Genomic DNA, 16,432 nt, shown 5'->3' on the forward strand with positions numbered 1-16,432 from the left:
TTGTTTCTCTATTACTTATCAAAATTTGCTTTTTTCAATAGATCCCAAAGATTTCTTCTTTGGTCTGACGGCACTTTACGAACATCAAATTTCAATCCTTTGTCGCGTAAAGCTGTTAAGGCATCCACATCTTTTTTATCAACTGATAAAACGTTGCTAACCATAATCTTGCCTTCAGAGTGAGCCATCGAACCGATATTAATTTCTTCCAGTCCAACGCCACCTTCAACAACACGTAACACGTCTGTTGGGTTTTCGAATAACAGTAACGCACGTGTTTTACCAAAGCGTGGATCATTCCAAATATCAATCATTTTTTGAATTGGAATAACGTTTGCTTTTACGCCTGGAGGTGCTGCTTGTGTAATCAATGATTTACGTAAATCATCCTTAGCAACTTCATCTGATACAACAATAATACGTGTTGGCTTAATATCTTTAGACCATGCTGTTGCCACTTGACCGTGAAGGAGACGTGAATCAACACGTGCTAAACCGATATCAATTTTTCCACTACCAACAACAGTTCCTTCTGGTAAAGCTTGTTGGGGTTCTGCTGTTGCAGCTGCTGCTTTAGGTTCTTGATAAAGTTCTTCTGGTTTTACTTTAATGTTTTCTTTAGCAACTTGAACAATTGCTTTGGCAATATCATGTGATTTTTCCATTGTGAAACGAGATGTAATTGCTTCAATTAACATCGGTAAGTTAAGCCCTGCGACGATTGCCCATTGATCTTTGTTTTGATCAAATAGTGTATTCGCTTGATTAAAGGGTGTTCCTCCCCATAAATCTGCTAATACTAATACCTCACTTGTTTCGAAGCTTTCCGCAGCTTCTTCAATTTTACGACGAATGTCATCTGGGCCTTCGCTCGGCTGTAATGTTACAGCAGCAATATTATCTTGCTCCCCGATAATCATCGTAGCAGATTGAAGAATTCCAGCGGCAAAGTCGCCATGGCTTGCTAAAATAATTCCAACCATCCATTTTCCCTCCTATAAATAGTTTCCTTTTTTTAATACATCCATCAACAATTGCTTGCGATCACTCGGCACCTTGCGGATTTCCAATTCAATGTCTTGTTTATCCAAGGTTTTAAAAGCATCAATGTCTGTTTGATCCACTGAAATAAAATGAGTGACCATTTGTTTTCCATCCGTAAATTTCATCCCGCCGATATTAACAGTATTAAAATAAACCCCATTCTTATAGGCTGTTACCACATCAGAAGGATTGGTGAATAGGAGCATGACTTTAACATTCATAAATATCGGGTGAAAATAGACTTCAATCAATTTGTCCAATGTGACCACATTTGCTTTAACATCTGGCGGTGCTGCTTGACTTAACAATGCCTTTTGGATTGGATTAGCGGCTACTTCATCACTAACAACGATGATGCGACTAATGCGCGTGTCTTTTGCCCATGTGATAGCAACTTGTCCATGAATCAGTCGATCGTCTATCCTTAGTAATTTAATATCCATACTAGTCTTAAAAAAAAGTCTCCTTTCTATTTTTTGGGCTTATTGTATGCCCTTCACTAATCTATATGCAAAAAGCGTGCCAACTTCTGTAAATTGAAAGTGTGTTAAATCAAGCTTTTCGATAATACACAAAAAGATACACTAGTTACGCAACATAATTAGTGTATCTTTTTGTGTTTTTTATTCGAGTAGTGTATCAATATCTTCCATATCACCGTTTTCTTTTTGAATGAAATAAGCGATATAGGCATGCTCTTGACGTGGAATTTTTATCGCCAACGCATGCTCGAAACTTTTGATGACATGCTTAACATCCGCATCCACCTTTAATTCTTGTGCTGCCTGATGATTAGACAAAGTATCATGATGGATAAGACGTTCAATCACACCTGCCATGTGGAGCGATAAATTAATATGAAAGGCATAGCCAGTTTCAGGATGCAATCGTAATTCATGGCAGTCTTCCGCAAATTTCCAGATAGGATTAATAAGCTTGCGCGCATTTAAAAATGAATAATGTTCTTCTAAGAAATTTTGAATCAAACGTTTCGCGGCAGCTGGATCTTCAATCGCTTGAGCAGGTTGTACGTCTGTCAATTGATTGATTTTTTTCAACACGTATTCCGCATCCTTTTCAATAAAGTGTTCGAGTGGAATAAATGGAGCTGATAGCTTAGGATCAATGACTCCTGTTGTTGCGACAATCGTATAGCGCTCTTGCCAAATTTTGATGTTGTGGTTTAAGTCTGGAATAGAAGTTGTTAGTACCTTCAGTGGATTATTGACTTGTTTAGCTAATGGTTTCTCAATCATTTCCTTAAGCTTTTGAGCCGTCCCCTCGCCAGTTGCGCAAATAGCAATAACAACCGGTGCTTTAGGTAAACTGTTGAACTTATTAGTCTTTTCAGCTGCAGCTGAAGAATAGCCATTGAAACGATCAATGGTTTCATGCAAGAGATCAAGGTCGGCATCCACCAACGATGCTTTCCGTGCCGCCTCTAAGACCATGGCTGTCGACACCATCTCAACCGTTCGAATCCGTACGCCCGTTTCTTGGGTAAGCTTCTCTTCAAAGGTCGTTAACGACCCCATATCAACCATTAAGAGTACGCCACTACCTTCATTAGCCTTAACAACGGCTTGTTTAACTTTTTCATAGGTTTCAATAGGCGACATATCGAGCGGCATATCTACTGCGATAATACCTGTCATCTCCAATAGTTCTTCTGCAACACTAGCCATACTAGTTGCCGTTGAATTGCCGTGCGTCACAATCACCACACCAATTCGCCCAATCTCCTCTTCTTCTTGCAAGGAAACGAGTAGCACAGCTAAATAATAAATTTCGTTTTCCGGAACATCCACATTAAAGTAATCTGCAATACGCTGTTTAAGGAAGCGGGCAATGTCAATTTCTTTTGTATAAGATACAGCCATTTCTTTAATGCGCTCATTAAGATTACGACTTTCACCCGCTTGTATTTTATTTAGCAATGAGCTGATATGCAGACTGATGGCATAGATGTAGTTTTGCTTAAAGCGAGTCGCTAGTTTCTCTTCAATATCAACCGCTACTTCATGGACAAATTGAAGTACTTCCTTTGAGACCACTTCCGCTAAACGTGAATCCGTCTCAAAAGAAAAGCCATGATTACGGTAAAAGGACTTCAAATGAACATTAATATCTGTCGAAATGTATTGATTAATTGATTCCCGGTCTAGTCCCTCTTCTTCCAATAAAGCGGCCTTATCACCGATAATATCATAAAGGTTATACGGCAGCTCATAAGCGTCCGTTTTCGCTTGATAAAAGGGTTCGTTTGGATAAACTGTCAGCTGCGCTTCAACAATCTTTGATAAAGCAGAGCGGTAACGGCTATTTGAAGGCTTGCCGACAAGATAGGCTTGAATTGACTCAGGTAAGTCACGAGCCGTCAGATCAATTTGCTCCTGGTTAATTTGATTCATAAATCCACGGGCACAGACGAGTTGAATAGCCGATTTTAATTGCCCGATGTTACCGTAACCCACACTAGCGATTAAGGCTTTGACAACATCTTCCGTTAGCGTAATTTTCTTTTGAATGCGTGTTGCCTCTAAACTGACGAGTAACTTAACCAAATCCAATTGTTCTGTCACTGACCGTTCTTTAAAGGAAGGCAGTTGAATGACAAGCGGAATCCGCCTCATAAAGGTATCTAAGAAAGTCGATTTTGGATCTTCTGTCGTTGCACAAACAATGCGGACATTAGCAGAACGACTTTTACCAGACTCGCCCAATCGGCTGTACATCCCCGTATCCATAAAGTAAAAAATCATTTCCTGACCTTCTGGTGGAAGTCGGTGAATTTCATCGAGAAAGAGCATGCTATCATCTGCTTGCTGAATCAAGCCTTCTTTAGATGAGCTTGCTCCTGTAAAGGCACCTTGGCTGTAGCCAAATAAGTGACTCATCAACAATTGTGGATTATTAGCGTAATCAGCACAGTTAAAGACAATCAGTTCCTTATCGGATGAGATAATCTGATTCGACTGAGCATAATCAAACATAGCATGAGCAAAATATGACTTTCCTGAACCGGTAGGCCCAGTAATTAAGGTATTTAAGCCTTTGGGTGGGTATAGAACCGAAGCTTTCGCTTGGTCGACCGCATTCTTCATGCTCCCATTGGCCCCAATCATGGTTCGAAATACATCATCAGGTTTACGCGTTGATTCTTGATTAGTTATGTCTCCCTTAGCGTTTTCCTTATAGCTCGGTACATGCTTACTTAATGGCTGATGAGGCCCTTTTATAAGACTGTAATAGCGTACAGGGCGACCTTCCGTTTTTCCCAGTTTACCTTCTCTTACTAATTGATTTAAGTCTTTTGATACGTTACTTCTTTGAATATCAAAGGCGTCGGCCACCATTTTGGTTGTGACACCTTGTCCCATATCAATTTCTAAATCTGTTAATGATTCCGTCTTTTCTCTGATAAAATTAAAAATACGATCAATCCGATTCAATGTGTATGCCTCCTCCAAAAAAGTGTATCGTTATCGCTAGTATACACTAAAGCAAATCGATAAAAAAGCTGAAGCGAGTCGCTTCAGCTTTCTAAACTTATAGAGCAGCAATTTTTTTACGCTCTGTTTCCGTTAATTCAAAATCAAAAACAGCTAAATTATCTTTTTGACGCTCAGCATTATGAGATTTTGGAATGGTAATCATACCTAAATCAAGTTGGTAGCGAATAACCACTTGCGCCCATGTTTTATTGTAGGCTTTTCCAATTTCAGTTAGAATCGCTCTTGCCTCATCTGTTGTGCGAGATAATGGACCCCAAGCTTCTGGAATAATCCCATTTTCAAGTGAATAGGCAATAATCTCATGATTCCATTTTCCTGCGTGTGATTCAATTTGGTTAACAGCTGGTTTAATACGGGCGTGTTCGATGAAGTAAGCTAGTTGCTCTTCGTTAAAGTTAGAAACACCGATTGCTTTTAAGACTCCCTGATCCACGTATTTTTCTAGAACGCGCCATCCTGCTAGCATGTCTTCTAAAGAATCCCATGGGTGGTGGACTAAATAAAGGTCGATGTAGTCTGTCTGCAATGCCTTTAGGCTCGACTCAACTGCTTTAATAATCGCTTCTTCATTCCCCATATAGTCTGGTTCACCAGGAATTTTGGATGTTAGGAAAAAATCATCGCGATCAATGCCGCTCTCTTTAACTGCTAAACCAACGACTCCTTCATTACGATAGGAAATTGCCGTATCAAAATGACGGTAGCCTGCTGTAATAGCAGATGCTAATTCGGTTGTATCATTGTTAATCGCTCCCATATAATTGCGGTCTTCTTTTCCAAAGGTATTCGTTCCGCTCCCGATAACTTCAATCTCAAGGCCGTTATTCAATCTAATCAATTCCATCTGTGCATCCCTCCGTCTATTCATTAATCATGATTATACCATTAAAGGCAAAAAAGTCAGTCTAGGGCATCCCTAAACTGACTTTATAAATAGTGACTTTCTTTTGTGGCTCCAATAATCGGTGCCACGACTTGTTCGTTCTGAAGTAACCAAGCTAAAGCGATTTGCGACCTTTTTACACCAAGTGATTCAGCGACCTCAGCAACTCGTCTTACAATCAGGCGTCGAGCGGTTTCAATATATATACAAAAAGAGCTTGAGATATCGTTATCCCAAGCTCTAGCTTATTATTTCACTTCGCCAATTGGTAAAACTGTTTTACCATATACTTCATTTAAAACTTGTGCCATAGCAGCGTAAATCGCTGTAAAGCCACAGAAAATACCTTCATAACCAGCGATTGTTAAAATCAATGCTGATCCAGTAAAGTTTCCAATTGCTAACAAGAAGAACAAAAGTGTTAGTGTTCCAAAAACAACTTGTAACGCACGGTTGATTTTCAATGTTCCGATGAACATAAAGAATGTAAATAGGCCCCACATAAATAAGTATGCTGCCATAGACAATGAATCAGCTGCTTCACCGTAGCCCATCATTGGCAGAATATTTAATGCGACTAATGATAGCCAAAAGAAACCATATGATGTAAAAGCAGTTGTTCCAAATGTATTGTTTTTCTTGAATTCCATGATGCCAGCAACAACTTGTGCCAAGCCGCCATAGAAAATCCCCATTGCTAAAATCATAGCATTGAGAGAAAAGAAGCCTGCATTATGAATGTTTAATAAAATGGTTGTCATACCGAATCCCATTAAGCCAAGCGGTGCTGGGTTTGCAGTAATTTCACTGAATAATACCTTTTTATCTTTTTCCAATTTCCATAACTCCTATAACTATTGTTGTGCAAGCACACTTCTTGAATTATAGTCAGTCTTTTGGTAAAAAGCAACACAATCTGGTATTTTCAGTAACAATATTTATTTAGGGGTTTTACAAAAATACCTATTCACTCTCCGATTCATCATGGTAATACAAATCAACTGTAAAGCTACCATTGTAACTATTATTTTCTACTTTAGTAAAATTAAATGAGTAAATATTCCAAATTCGTTCGCCATTAGTCAAATCGGCAATCAAATCTTTCATATTGTCAGAATGGCTAGCAACAATGTCGACTTGATAGCTACTCTTGAAATAATGCCCTTCAATCTCTGTTATTTCTTGAGGATCAGATGCTCTGCTTATATTTTTTAGTGTGACTTCATTGCGTCGAGCCGATTTTTCCAATATTAAGAGTTCTTTATCAATTTGCTCCCCTTCTGGAAGAAAATTATTCGTTTCTTCATACTGACTTTGGTAATCGCCTAATAACTCTTCATCAGCCGGATAACTTGCAAGCAAGGATTTTTGCTCTTCCACAATCCGACTGCTGCGGTCTGCTTGTTCCTTAACATCTGCTAACAAGTTATTTTCACCATAAAGGAACACAAGAACCAACGTTAATACCATGATTAACAAAATTGAAATAGATAGTCGATTCCATTTTAGTTTCATGGCTATTCCCCCTCTTCAATTGCTTCTTCATTTAGATCGACTCGCAATTCTGCTAAGAAGAGATAATCACTCTCTGTTTCTTCCAAACGAACAAGTTGGACTTTAGTGACATAATCAAGCTTAGAAAAGCGATCAATCGCTGCTGAAATATCCGTCATTCCACTATTTTCCAGAACAAAGGTCACTTGATTATCTGTATTTAATGAAAAAGTCAGTAAGTGATCAGATTGATCCGCCAACTGATCATTGAGGCCTTGGATAACCGTATTAATCGGATATTGGTTTTCTTCAAAATAAACCTGGTCGACCAGCAACTGCTTGGTTAATTGATCATAACTTTGCATTTGACGTGCCAGTGCTAATTGATCCGCTTCTTCTAGTAGCCAATATTGATTGTCCTTATCAATATTCACATAGTTTTGATAAGAAAAGAAAAAATAGAGCCCTGACAAAAGTAATAATACCGCAAATAAAGCCGTTAAAAGATGGGGAAGAAAATTGGTTTTCTTTTTTTCAAAAAAGTTTAATTCAAACATTTATTTCCCTTCCCCTTTCTTTGGCTTTAATATCGATTTTTTATTTTTTAGAGTCAAACCATACAAGGGCAAGAACTGATTTTCCAAAGGCTCCTCTGTTGATAATTCATGAATCGGTAAATTGGTTCGTTCAGCTAACTGGTTTTTAATGAGATCGAGATAGGGAAAATCTCCCGTCAGTACAACATCAGTCACACCAGATTCACCATTCAAAACAGAATATCGGTAAAAATTAATAAACCGTTCTAATCCATTCATCGACTCACTAATATCATCTTCTAACTCGCTTCGCTCCCCGTTCCATTGCCATTCACCATTTTTACCTAATTCCCATAAGTTAGCTAAGCGAATTGCTTTGGCATGACGAATCACTTTTGGTAAATGATTATGATAGACAGTAATTAAATTATGGCATGGATGCCATTGCAGTAAGAGAATATGTTTGTTGTTATCGAATGACATCTGATTGATGAGAACACGATATAAACTTAAGGATGAAATGTCAGCGATATGAGGGATAAGACCACTATTCTCAATGACTGTCTGATAGTGATGAATAACGTCTGTCGCATATAGAAGTAACAAGACTGTTTGCTTGTCATCGTCTTTCTCTACTTGTTCAAAATGAAAACTTGTCTGAGGGAAAGGTGAGCGGATAAGGTGATTCAAATGAAGCGCGATATAATCTTTTGCTTCTGCTTGAGTTAATTGAGCTGGTATTTCCTCTTCACGAACAACAATATAATCATTTGGTAAAATAATAGCTACCTTAGCATTTCGCCATTTCTTTTCAGCAACCAGCGCCTTCAATCGATTCTCAACTAATGCTGGATTTATTATTTTCCCTTCATATAAAATAGCTGTATCAAACATGATGTAATCTTTTTCCATAAGCTGATTACTCTGACTATCGACAGCTAAATAACGGATTGCTTTTTCCATGAATTCAATGTATAAATGTGGTTTTTTCCTAAGTAACATTGTTCACCTCCAAATATAAACACTAGGCTATCCTATTAAGGATAAATACCATCTAATAATTGCTGGTCCATAAAAATAAACGGTCATAGCCGCTAAGCTAATATAAGGTCCGAATGGGATTGCTGTTTGGCGACCTGTTTTGTTGATTGTCATGGTGATAAGGCCACCTACTACACCGTATAAGGTTGCTAGAAAAAAGAGTAACAGAAACGGGATAGGTTCAAAAATAAATCCTAACAGGGTTAAAAGCTTCAAATCACCCGCTCCCATGCCTCCCTTAGACAAAACTATGATAAGGAATAATAAGAAAAAGGCTAAGGCAGCACCGATTAAGGATGGCACTAGTTGATTTATTTTTAAAATAATAAATAGAGGGGTAAAAAATAATAAGAGTTTGTTTGGAATTTTCCGATAACTTAAGTCTGCTACTGTAACAGGAATAAGCAAACTGATTAAGACGAAACCTAAGATTAACGCTTTCGACCAACCAAAACGGATAAAACTATAAGCTGCTAAAAGGCCTGTAGCTAACTCCATAATGGGATAGAGCCATGAAATGGGCTGTTTACATTTTCGGCACTTGCCGGCTTGAACTAGAAATGAAAAAACAGGAATGAGTTCTGTCCAAGTCAACGTTCTCTGGCAGTTGTCACAGTATGAGCGATCTTTTGAAAACAAATTATCTTGAGGAAGTCTCAAGCCAACGACATTGAAAAAAGAACCAAATACTAGACCGTAAATAAAGACAATTAAGATTGTTAAATCATGCATATAAAGTCTCCTATAGGCGAGAGTGGGAAAAAAGGCGTTAAGCCCCGAACCTTCTAACGCATACCATATCTGTAAGTAGCTAAAGCTACAACGGCTATGGCAACTGGAACGAATAAGCTCAGATGGTCGCAGACCATCTGAGCATTAGTCGTGAAGTGGACGTCGGGACTGCCTTTTGAACACATTTATGTTATTTCAAATAAATTATCATAATTTTCCAACTCTGATACTTTAATTAGATCCACTCCCGGATTCACTGGCGGTTGTATCCGATCCTGTAATATTGAATGTTTCTTTTCCAGTTGTTTCATCTGTTTCTATAGTAACTGTATATACTTTTGTCATTTTTTTATCTTCAAGGAATCCCTTCTCTTTTAGTGTAGTTGACGTCACTTCATCACCATGATTCTCAGTTTGTAAAAAATATAGTTGAGCAGCATCTAAAACTATTGATTCTTGATTTTTTTCAGTTGCCAGTTCTGCATTATCAATAATCTTCCCAACTCCCGGAACAGCAATAGCCAAGATAATTGCTAAAATAACAATAACCGCTAAAAGCTCTACCAATGTAAAGCCTTCTTCTTTGTTTAACAACTGTTTGATTCTGTTTCTCATTTCTTTTCCCTACCTTTTTTTATTTTTTTTAGATATATTAACTTTGCCAATCACTCACCATGACTGACAAATTTTATCTACACATTTAAGGACTTGCTATTAAATCCCTTCCATCATGCCAAACATCGGCACCACAATGGAGAGCACAATCACACCTACGATAGCCGATAAAAAAATAATTAATACTGGCTCAATAAGAGATTGTAGTTTTTCAGATGCTTCTTCTACTTCCCGATCATAAATATCAGAGGTCTTTTTCAGCATTTCATCCAGCGAACCACTTGCCTCTCCAACTTGAATCATTTGAACAATCAAATGGGGAAAGAACCAGTGATTTTCCATAGGCTTAGCAAGTGACTCCCCTTGCTCGACATCCTTTTTGGCACGTTCTAACACATCCTGTACGATCCGATTTCCGACTACTTCACTCGTCGCATCTAGTGACTGTAAAATGGGGACAGAACTATTGATTAAAGAACTGAGTGTTTGGGTCATGCGAGCAAGAATGGTCTTTTGAACAAACATCCCGATAATGGGAATCTTCAACTGTATGTAATCAAAATAATAGGCTGTTTTTTCATGTTTACTGAGGTAACTTAATACTAGTATAAGGGTTGAAATAGCTATCAAAACCAACGCCCAGTAACGTTGAAACCATTCGCTTAATGAAAGAACAATCTGGGTGATGACAGGTAATTCCTGACCCATTGATGTAAACATATCACCAAAGATAGGAACAATAAATACCATTAAGAATGCCGTAATAAGTAATGCTAACACACCCACTACCGTTGGATAAGTCATTGCTGTGGATACCTTTTGCTTAATCCGATACTGTTTTTCGTAATAAGTCGCCATTTGATTGAGCACATCTTCCAATTGCCCACTCACTTCAGCAGATTGAAGCATATGAATGAGTAAGTCGGGAAATAGTTTGGGATGTTTTTTCATCGCTTCTGAAAGCGACACCCCTTCCTTTACATCTACCGATACATCTTCCAAAACTTGTTTTAGCAACATATTTGTGGACTGATCCGCTAATAAATCAATTGCATCTACTAGTAGAATTCCCGCACTAATAAGAGAAGAGAACTGACGTAGAAAGACGATAAAATCCTTTGCCTTCAAACGTGACCGAAAATTGATTTCTGTATTTAATAAGGTGTTCAATGGCTCCACTTCAAAAACAATTAAATCCATTACGCGCAAATCTTCCAAGGCTTCTTTCTTACTGATACTATCAATTTTCCCTCGCATCAACTTACCATCTTTTGTTTTAGCCTTATAAGCAAATACTGCCACGAATCGTCATCCCTTCTTAGACTAGTCAATATAGTGACGGCTAATGCGCTCTTCTTTTACTAGTCGACTAATACTCATATTCATCGAATGCATACCATGTCCTGCAGAGGTTTGTAACACATTTTGAATCTGATGCATCTTCTCCGTTCGGATCAAATTTTTAACGGCGCTATTGTTAATTAGCATCTCTGTTACAGCAGTTCGACCCTTGCCATCTAGCGTTGGGATTAATCGTTGTGACAAAATACCAATTAAAACATTTGCTAGCATCATCCTAATTTGATCCCTTTGTTCGGCTGGGAACACATCAATCATCCGTTCGATACTGCTTGCCGCATCAGATGTATGTAGCGTTCCTAAAACAAGGTGCCCTGTCTCCGAAGCTGTAATTGCAGTGGAAATGGTATCCAAATCGCGAAGTTCTCCTAACAAAATAACATCGGGATCTTGTCTTAAACTGGCTCTTAAGCCATTTTTAAATGACAACGTATCAAAACCAACCTCTCTTTGTACAACAATTGACTGCTTATGATTATGTAAGTATTCAATCGGATCTTCTAACGTAATGATGTGTCGCGTCATCGTCTGATTCATATAATCGATCAGAGCAGCTAGTGTCGTTGTCTTCCCACTTCCTGTAGGTCCTGTTACTAGAAATAAACCATGTGGCTTCTCAACTAGTTTTTTTATTACATCAGGAATGCCTAAGGTTTCAATTGATGGTATATCGGTCGCAATGATTCGAAATGCCAATGACAACGAATTTCTTTGATAAAAGGTATTTACCCTAAAGCGTGAAACACCATTAATGCCATAAGAAAAATCCAATTCGCGTTTATCTTCTAGAACTTCCCACATTTCAGATGTGATGATTTCTTGGGTGAAAGAACGCGTCATATTGTACGTTAGCTTTTCATCCTTTTGAGGAATTAACATTCCATTTATTCGATAAACTGGCGGCGAACCCGTCGTTAAATGCACATCTGAAGCCGATTTATAAAAAGCATCTGTCAGTATCTCATCTAATGACCTCATTTTCTAACCTCTAATCCCCCGCCGATGCAACTCTTAGAACTTCTTCCAAGCTAGTCTTTCCGGCTTTTACTTTTATTAATCCGTCATCCAACAGGAAGTTAACACCTTTATCTCTTAAGTGTTGCTTCAATTCTTGGATACTAGCACGATTCATCATTAAAGATTTTAGGTCCTCAGTCATGACAATCAGCTCGTGAATAGCCATTCTGCCTCGGTAACCTGTATGTTGGCAAGCATCACAACCTTTACCAATTGTCAGCTCTTCGATGGTTTGACCATGACGTTCAAAAATTTCCTTTTCGGTTAAACTCGCCTTACGTTTATAGGCACAGTCTTTACAAATGGTTTTCACCAATCGTTGAGCAACAACACCGCTCAAGGCAGACACAATCAGATAGGATTCAATTCCCATATCGAGTAACCGCGGTACAGCTTCAATCGCACTATTCGTGTGGAGCGTACTAAATACCAAGTGACCGGTTAGAGCAGCTCGAACGCTATTTTCAGCTGTTTCGCGGTCTCGTATTTCACCAACCATAATGATATTAGGGTCTTGACGTAAAACAGATCGTAATCCCGCAGCAAAAGTTAAACCAATTGAATTATTTACTTGTACTTGATTAATTCCTTCAAGCTGGTATTCCACAGGATCTTCGATGGTAATAATATTGCTTTCAGCATGATTTAATTCGTTAATAGATCCATATAAGGTTGATGTCTTACCTGAACCCGTTGGACCAGTCAACAAAATCAATCCCGATGGTTGCTTTATTAGAGCCTTGTAACTAGCTAAAATATCTTTTTCTAAACCGATGTCGTCAACCTTCTTAAAGATATTTGACATATCCAGTATCCGAATAACCACCTTTTCTCCATAAACAGTCGGTAAAGTAGATACCCTCAAATTAATTTTCTTACCTAGAACGGTGGTATTGATACGGCCATCTTGGGGTAACCGTGTTTCAGTCACATTCAGCCCCGCCATAATTTTAATGCGTGCGACTAGTGAATTCATCAGCAATTTTGGTAAGGGTCTCTCGCTTCTCAACAAGCCATCAATTCTATACCTCACCATGACTTTATGCTCCGTTTGATCAAGATGAATATCAGATGCTCTCAGTGAGACACCTGTTTCAAGCAACTGGTTAAAGACTTTTACAGCTGGTGCATCTTCTCCTTCTACATATTCAACGGATACTTCCTCTGAATCGTAAAGGCGGTTAATGGTTTGTAGCAAGTCATCGCGGGTTGCGATAACGGGTTTAACAACATGACCGGTTGAAAACTCAATTTCTTCAATGGCATAAAAATCAAGCGGATCATTCATCGCAACAATGAGATTCGATTGTTCCTTACGAATGGGCAATAAGAGTTTGCTTCTTGCAAAATCTTTTTTTATTAATTCAGTTAGAGACACATCGATTGGATACTGATATAACGAAACGCTTTCAAGTTTCAGTTGAATTTCTAAAACATCAAGGAGTTGTTTCTCAGTAATATAACCTTGCTCAACGAGAGCATCACCCAATTTTTGTTGGGATTTTTTATGATTCAAAGCTTCCATAATTTGAATTTCGGTTACAAGGCTTGCTTCTTTCAGCAAGTCGCCCAGTTTTTTCTTCTCACGGTTCGACAAATTCTCACTCTCCTTGTGTTTCAATGATAGGCCCTGATTCGATGAGATCCTCGAGGGTTGGTGATACTGATTCTCCCGAAGCCATTAGAAAACCTGATGTATCAATCTCCTTATTAAATTCAATAGTCCCTTGACCGTTTAATTTTATCGTTTTTGCAACGATTGTACCATGAATAGAATAGTGAGAGCTCAATTTAACCTCGGCATATGGTGCAATCATCACCATTTCAGAAGGTCCGTTGAAGTTTCCGCCAGAATATGAGACTTGACTGCTATCTGTTAAGAAAACACCATTGATAATACCTAAGTTATTAATCGTTACCTCTTTTACTAACGTCATACCAGACTCATTGTTTAAATATGATCTATCATTTTCTTTATCATGTTGTTTCATGTTTTTTCCTCGTATAAAGAATAATTTTAATATTAGAAAATGATTATTGTTGTGATTATTGAACCAATTTATTAAAATTGTATTAACTTAAAGTATACGGTTTCAGAAGGTTACTGTCAATACCTTTTGTTTATAAAAAATATAACATAATATATTAGATTGTTTTTATACAAAATCATGAAGGTAAACGCATTTATAATCTGAAATAGAATTAACATTTGTTTGTGGCTAATAAACCTATTTATCTGCTTAAAAAAGACAATAAAAGCAGGGCTGAAATTGAATGATAGCCCTACTTACTTAACAATTTATTGACAACAGATCTGTTAGTTTATAAATTTCTGATTATGCGATCTCCTCACCCACATATAATTGGTTTCTACCATTTTTCTTAGCATGATACATACTCTCATCAGCACGTATCCATGATCGATTTAAACTTTCATGAGGTCGAACATGAACGAGCCCCACCGATACTGTAATAGAGACTGTAATATCTGGGTTTATAGGAATCGGCCTATTAACAACGTTATCCATAATATCTGCCATAACCAATTCAGCTTCGTGAAAGGACTTATCGGTTATAATTACACCAAATTCTTCTCCACCAATCCGATAAATACTCGTTTTAGAGGTTGAATAGGCATTGAATACTTGTGCGATCCCCCATAGTATTTTATCGCCAGCATCATGGCCATACTCGTCGTTATAGCTTTTAAACCAATCAATATCCAAAACAGCTATGCTAATTGGTGTTTCACGGTTTTTTTCCAAGTCCGTTAAACGTTCTCTAAATTTTCTAACATTTAAAAGTCTTGTGAGATAATCAAAATCTGTTCGCTCCCTCATTAATCTCAAATCTCTCATAAGCAGATAGACTACACTAACCGTAATATAAGTCGGAACTAATACTATTAGATAAAAGAAAAAGGCATCCTTTATATCTTCCACTGTATGAAGGATGCTGATTATTTCTATTAAAGCATTATACGAAACTAAAATAATGAGCTGCAAGAATTCGTTTATGTTCTTTCTTTCCATTATTTTAATTAACTGGTACATCATGAAGGTGACAAGAAAAATCATAAAAAGGTGACTAAGTGGTTGTGTCACATCTTGAAAAAAGAATCCATAGACTGATAATAGCAACATAGTGGGTAATGTGATCTTCCAGCCCAGATACATCATTGAAAAAGAATATAAAATATAGCGGAAATCAATCTCGACACCCATAAAAAGAAAAGAAATTTCCAACAAGATTATTCCTAATAGGGTTTCAATTAAAACAAAAATAACCTGTTGTTTGTTAGAATAATTGGCATCTCTAGAAGAGCGATTAAAAATCCGATAATACAAATAAAAAGGCGTAACCAATACGGCAATATTGGCTATACTAATTGCAAGCATAACAATCTCCTTTAATAGTAATTATTTACGAGTGACATTATTAAAATTCACTACATAGTTAAGCACTTTTGTTTAAAAAAATCAATACGCTTTCTTTATTTAAGATTTCCAATAATTGTATATCCTCGTGCTATAACTGATTAAGTAGATCATTTAAAGCTTTTATCATTGTTTAAATGTGTCTAGTTTTCGACTAAGTAGTTATCCTTTTCACCAAAATATAATCCACTTGCTCATCATCCCCCATAAAAAACGAATGTGCTCCTCTTCGCTCAAATCCCATTTTTTCGTAAAAGGCTTGAGCCGGATAGTTATGTTCCCAGACTCCTAGCCATATTTCATCTTTGCCATATTTTTTGGCTAAAACCTCAGCATGTTGAATGATTTTTTTGCCGTACCCCTTACCTTTGAAAGCTGGTTTAATATAAATTCGTTCCACTTCCAGCGCATGTAAGTTATCACTCTCGCTTTGGGCTTCATTCATATTCAACTTACAATAACCTGCTAGCTCGTCATGTTCATATAGAAGGTAAAAATACGAGTCTGGCGTTTGAATTTCATTTTTCAATTTTTCTAAGTTGTAGGCAGCCTCTAAATAAGCGGTCATGTTCTCTTCAGAATTGTGTTCATCAAAGGTATCTTTGAATGTTTCGATACTAATTGCTTGTAATAAATCTAATTCATTTAATGTACATTGCTTTAATGTTATAGCCATAAGAGTCCCTCACTTTTGTTTGATACTATTTAAAATAATCATTTTATCAATTTTTTTCAATATAAAAGCCGTGGATCAAAAAA

At 37.4% G+C, this 16,432-nt stretch carries 16 protein-coding genes and 1 pseudogene; all 17 read right to left on the bottom strand.

Annotation, left to right across the window (positions count from 1 at the left end; all coding sequences use genetic code 11):
- Positions 1 to 11: 11 nt before the first annotated feature.
- On the bottom strand, positions 12 to 983 hold the full coding sequence (locus G7057_RS02325) for a PTS sugar transporter subunit IIB (protein WP_166161044.1): 972 nt from the start codon (positions 981 to 983) through the stop codon (positions 12 to 14).
- A gap of 12 nt (positions 984 to 995) precedes the next feature.
- Positions 996 to 1,487 carry a mannose/fructose/sorbose PTS transporter subunit IIB gene (locus G7057_RS02330; RefSeq protein WP_166161046.1) on the bottom strand — a complete coding sequence of 164 codons (492 nt, stop codon included), beginning with the start codon at positions 1,485 to 1,487 and terminating at the stop codon, positions 996 to 998.
- Between the two features lie 180 nt (positions 1,488 to 1,667).
- On the bottom strand, positions 1,668 to 4,496 hold the full coding sequence (locus tag G7057_RS02335) for a sigma-54-dependent transcriptional regulator (protein ID WP_227004625.1): 2,829 nt from the start codon (positions 4,494 to 4,496) through the stop codon (positions 1,668 to 1,670).
- A gap of 97 nt (positions 4,497 to 4,593) precedes the next feature.
- Complete coding sequence (locus G7057_RS02340; protein WP_166161048.1) at positions 4,594 to 5,403, bottom strand: aldo/keto reductase family protein; 810 nt, start codon at positions 5,401 to 5,403, stop codon at positions 4,594 to 4,596.
- An 86-nt stretch (positions 5,404 to 5,489) separates the two neighbouring features.
- Positions 5,490 to 5,627 (bottom strand): annotated as a pseudogene (locus tag G7057_RS02345) (aldo/keto reductase); the annotation flags it as partial.
- Positions 5,628 to 5,690: 63 nt separating this feature from the next.
- A complete protein-coding gene (locus G7057_RS02350; RefSeq protein ID WP_166161050.1) occupies positions 5,691 to 6,278 on the bottom strand; it encodes an acetate uptake transporter in 588 nt (195 codons plus the stop codon).
- A gap of 127 nt (positions 6,279 to 6,405) precedes the next feature.
- On the bottom strand, positions 6,406 to 6,957 hold the full coding sequence (locus G7057_RS02355; protein ID WP_166161052.1) for a hypothetical protein: 552 nt from the start codon (positions 6,955 to 6,957) through the stop codon (positions 6,406 to 6,408).
- 2 nt (positions 6,958 to 6,959) lie between these two features.
- On the bottom strand, positions 6,960 to 7,493 hold the full coding sequence (locus G7057_RS02360; RefSeq protein WP_166161054.1) for a hypothetical protein: 534 nt from the start codon (positions 7,491 to 7,493) through the stop codon (positions 6,960 to 6,962).
- A complete protein-coding gene (gene pilM / locus G7057_RS02365; protein WP_166161056.1) occupies positions 7,494 to 8,474 on the bottom strand; it encodes a type IV pilus biogenesis protein PilM in 981 nt (326 codons plus the stop codon). It abuts the gene before it with no gap.
- 27 nt (positions 8,475 to 8,501) lie between these two features.
- A complete protein-coding gene (locus G7057_RS02370; protein ID WP_166161058.1) occupies positions 8,502 to 9,245 on the bottom strand; it encodes a prepilin peptidase in 744 nt (247 codons plus the stop codon).
- 231 nt (positions 9,246 to 9,476) lie between these two features.
- Positions 9,477 to 9,860, bottom strand: coding sequence for a prepilin-type N-terminal cleavage/methylation domain-containing protein (locus G7057_RS02375; RefSeq protein ID WP_166161060.1), 384 nt, complete (start codon positions 9,858 to 9,860; stop codon positions 9,477 to 9,479).
- Positions 9,861 to 9,959: 99 nt separating this feature from the next.
- Positions 9,960 to 11,162, bottom strand: a complete 1,203-nt coding sequence (locus G7057_RS02380) for a type II secretion system F family protein (RefSeq protein ID WP_166161062.1) — start codon at positions 11,160 to 11,162, stop codon at positions 9,960 to 9,962.
- A gap of 21 nt (positions 11,163 to 11,183) precedes the next feature.
- Complete coding sequence (locus tag G7057_RS02385) at positions 11,184 to 12,197, bottom strand: type IV pilus twitching motility protein PilT (protein WP_166161064.1); 1,014 nt, start codon at positions 12,195 to 12,197, stop codon at positions 11,184 to 11,186.
- Positions 12,198 to 12,207: 10 nt separating this feature from the next.
- Positions 12,208 to 13,833, bottom strand: coding sequence for a GspE/PulE family protein (locus G7057_RS02390; protein WP_227004626.1), 1,626 nt, complete (start codon positions 13,831 to 13,833; stop codon positions 12,208 to 12,210).
- 4 nt (positions 13,834 to 13,837) lie between these two features.
- Positions 13,838 to 14,227, bottom strand: a complete 390-nt coding sequence (locus tag G7057_RS02395; protein ID WP_166161066.1) for a hypothetical protein — start codon at positions 14,225 to 14,227, stop codon at positions 13,838 to 13,840.
- Between the two features lie 345 nt (positions 14,228 to 14,572).
- On the bottom strand, positions 14,573 to 15,634 hold the full coding sequence (locus G7057_RS02400; protein ID WP_166161068.1) for a GGDEF domain-containing protein: 1,062 nt from the start codon (positions 15,632 to 15,634) through the stop codon (positions 14,573 to 14,575).
- Positions 15,635 to 15,827: 193 nt separating this feature from the next.
- Complete coding sequence (locus G7057_RS02405; RefSeq protein ID WP_166161070.1) at positions 15,828 to 16,349, bottom strand: GNAT family N-acetyltransferase; 522 nt, start codon at positions 16,347 to 16,349, stop codon at positions 15,828 to 15,830.
- Positions 16,350 to 16,432: the final 83 nt, after the last annotated feature.

This window comes from Jeotgalibaca arthritidis, assembly GCF_011100465.1.
GTDB classification, from domain to species: Bacteria; Bacillota; Bacilli; order Lactobacillales; family Aerococcaceae; genus Jeotgalibaca; species Jeotgalibaca arthritidis.

Bases quoted from the DNA above. Each gene is read 5' to 3' on its own strand.
- G7057_RS02400 (WP_166161068.1), bottom strand. From the start codon at position 15,634: ATGCTTGCAATTAGTATAGCCAATATTGCCGTATTGGTTACGCCTTTT.
- G7057_RS02395 (WP_166161066.1), bottom strand. From the start codon at position 14,227: ATGAAACAACATGATAAAGAAAATGATAGATCATATTTAAACAATGAG.
- G7057_RS02325 (WP_166161044.1), bottom strand. From the start codon at position 983: ATGGTTGGAATTATTTTAGCAAGCCATGGCGACTTTGCCGCTGGAATT.
- G7057_RS02330 (WP_166161046.1), bottom strand. From the start codon at position 1,487: ATGGATATTAAATTACTAAGGATAGACGATCGACTGATTCATGGACAA.
- G7057_RS02370 (WP_166161058.1), bottom strand. From the start codon at position 9,245: ATGCATGATTTAACAATCTTAATTGTCTTTATTTACGGTCTAGTATTT.
- G7057_RS02340 (WP_166161048.1), bottom strand. From the start codon at position 5,403: ATGGAATTGATTAGATTGAATAACGGCCTTGAGATTGAAGTTATCGGG.
- G7057_RS02360 (WP_166161054.1), bottom strand. From the start codon at position 7,493: ATGTTTGAATTAAACTTTTTTGAAAAAAAGAAAACCAATTTTCTTCCC.
- G7057_RS02355 (WP_166161052.1), bottom strand. From the start codon at position 6,957: ATGAAACTAAAATGGAATCGACTATCTATTTCAATTTTGTTAATCATG.
- G7057_RS02375 (WP_166161060.1), bottom strand. From the start codon at position 9,860: ATGAGAAACAGAATCAAACAGTTGTTAAACAAAGAAGAAGGCTTTACA.
- G7057_RS02405 (WP_166161070.1), bottom strand. From the start codon at position 16,349: ATGGCTATAACATTAAAGCAATGTACATTAAATGAATTAGATTTATTA.
- pilM (WP_166161056.1), bottom strand. From the start codon at position 8,474: ATGTTACTTAGGAAAAAACCACATTTATACATTGAATTCATGGAAAAA.
- G7057_RS02385 (WP_166161064.1), bottom strand. From the start codon at position 12,197: ATGAGGTCATTAGATGAGATACTGACAGATGCTTTTTATAAATCGGCT.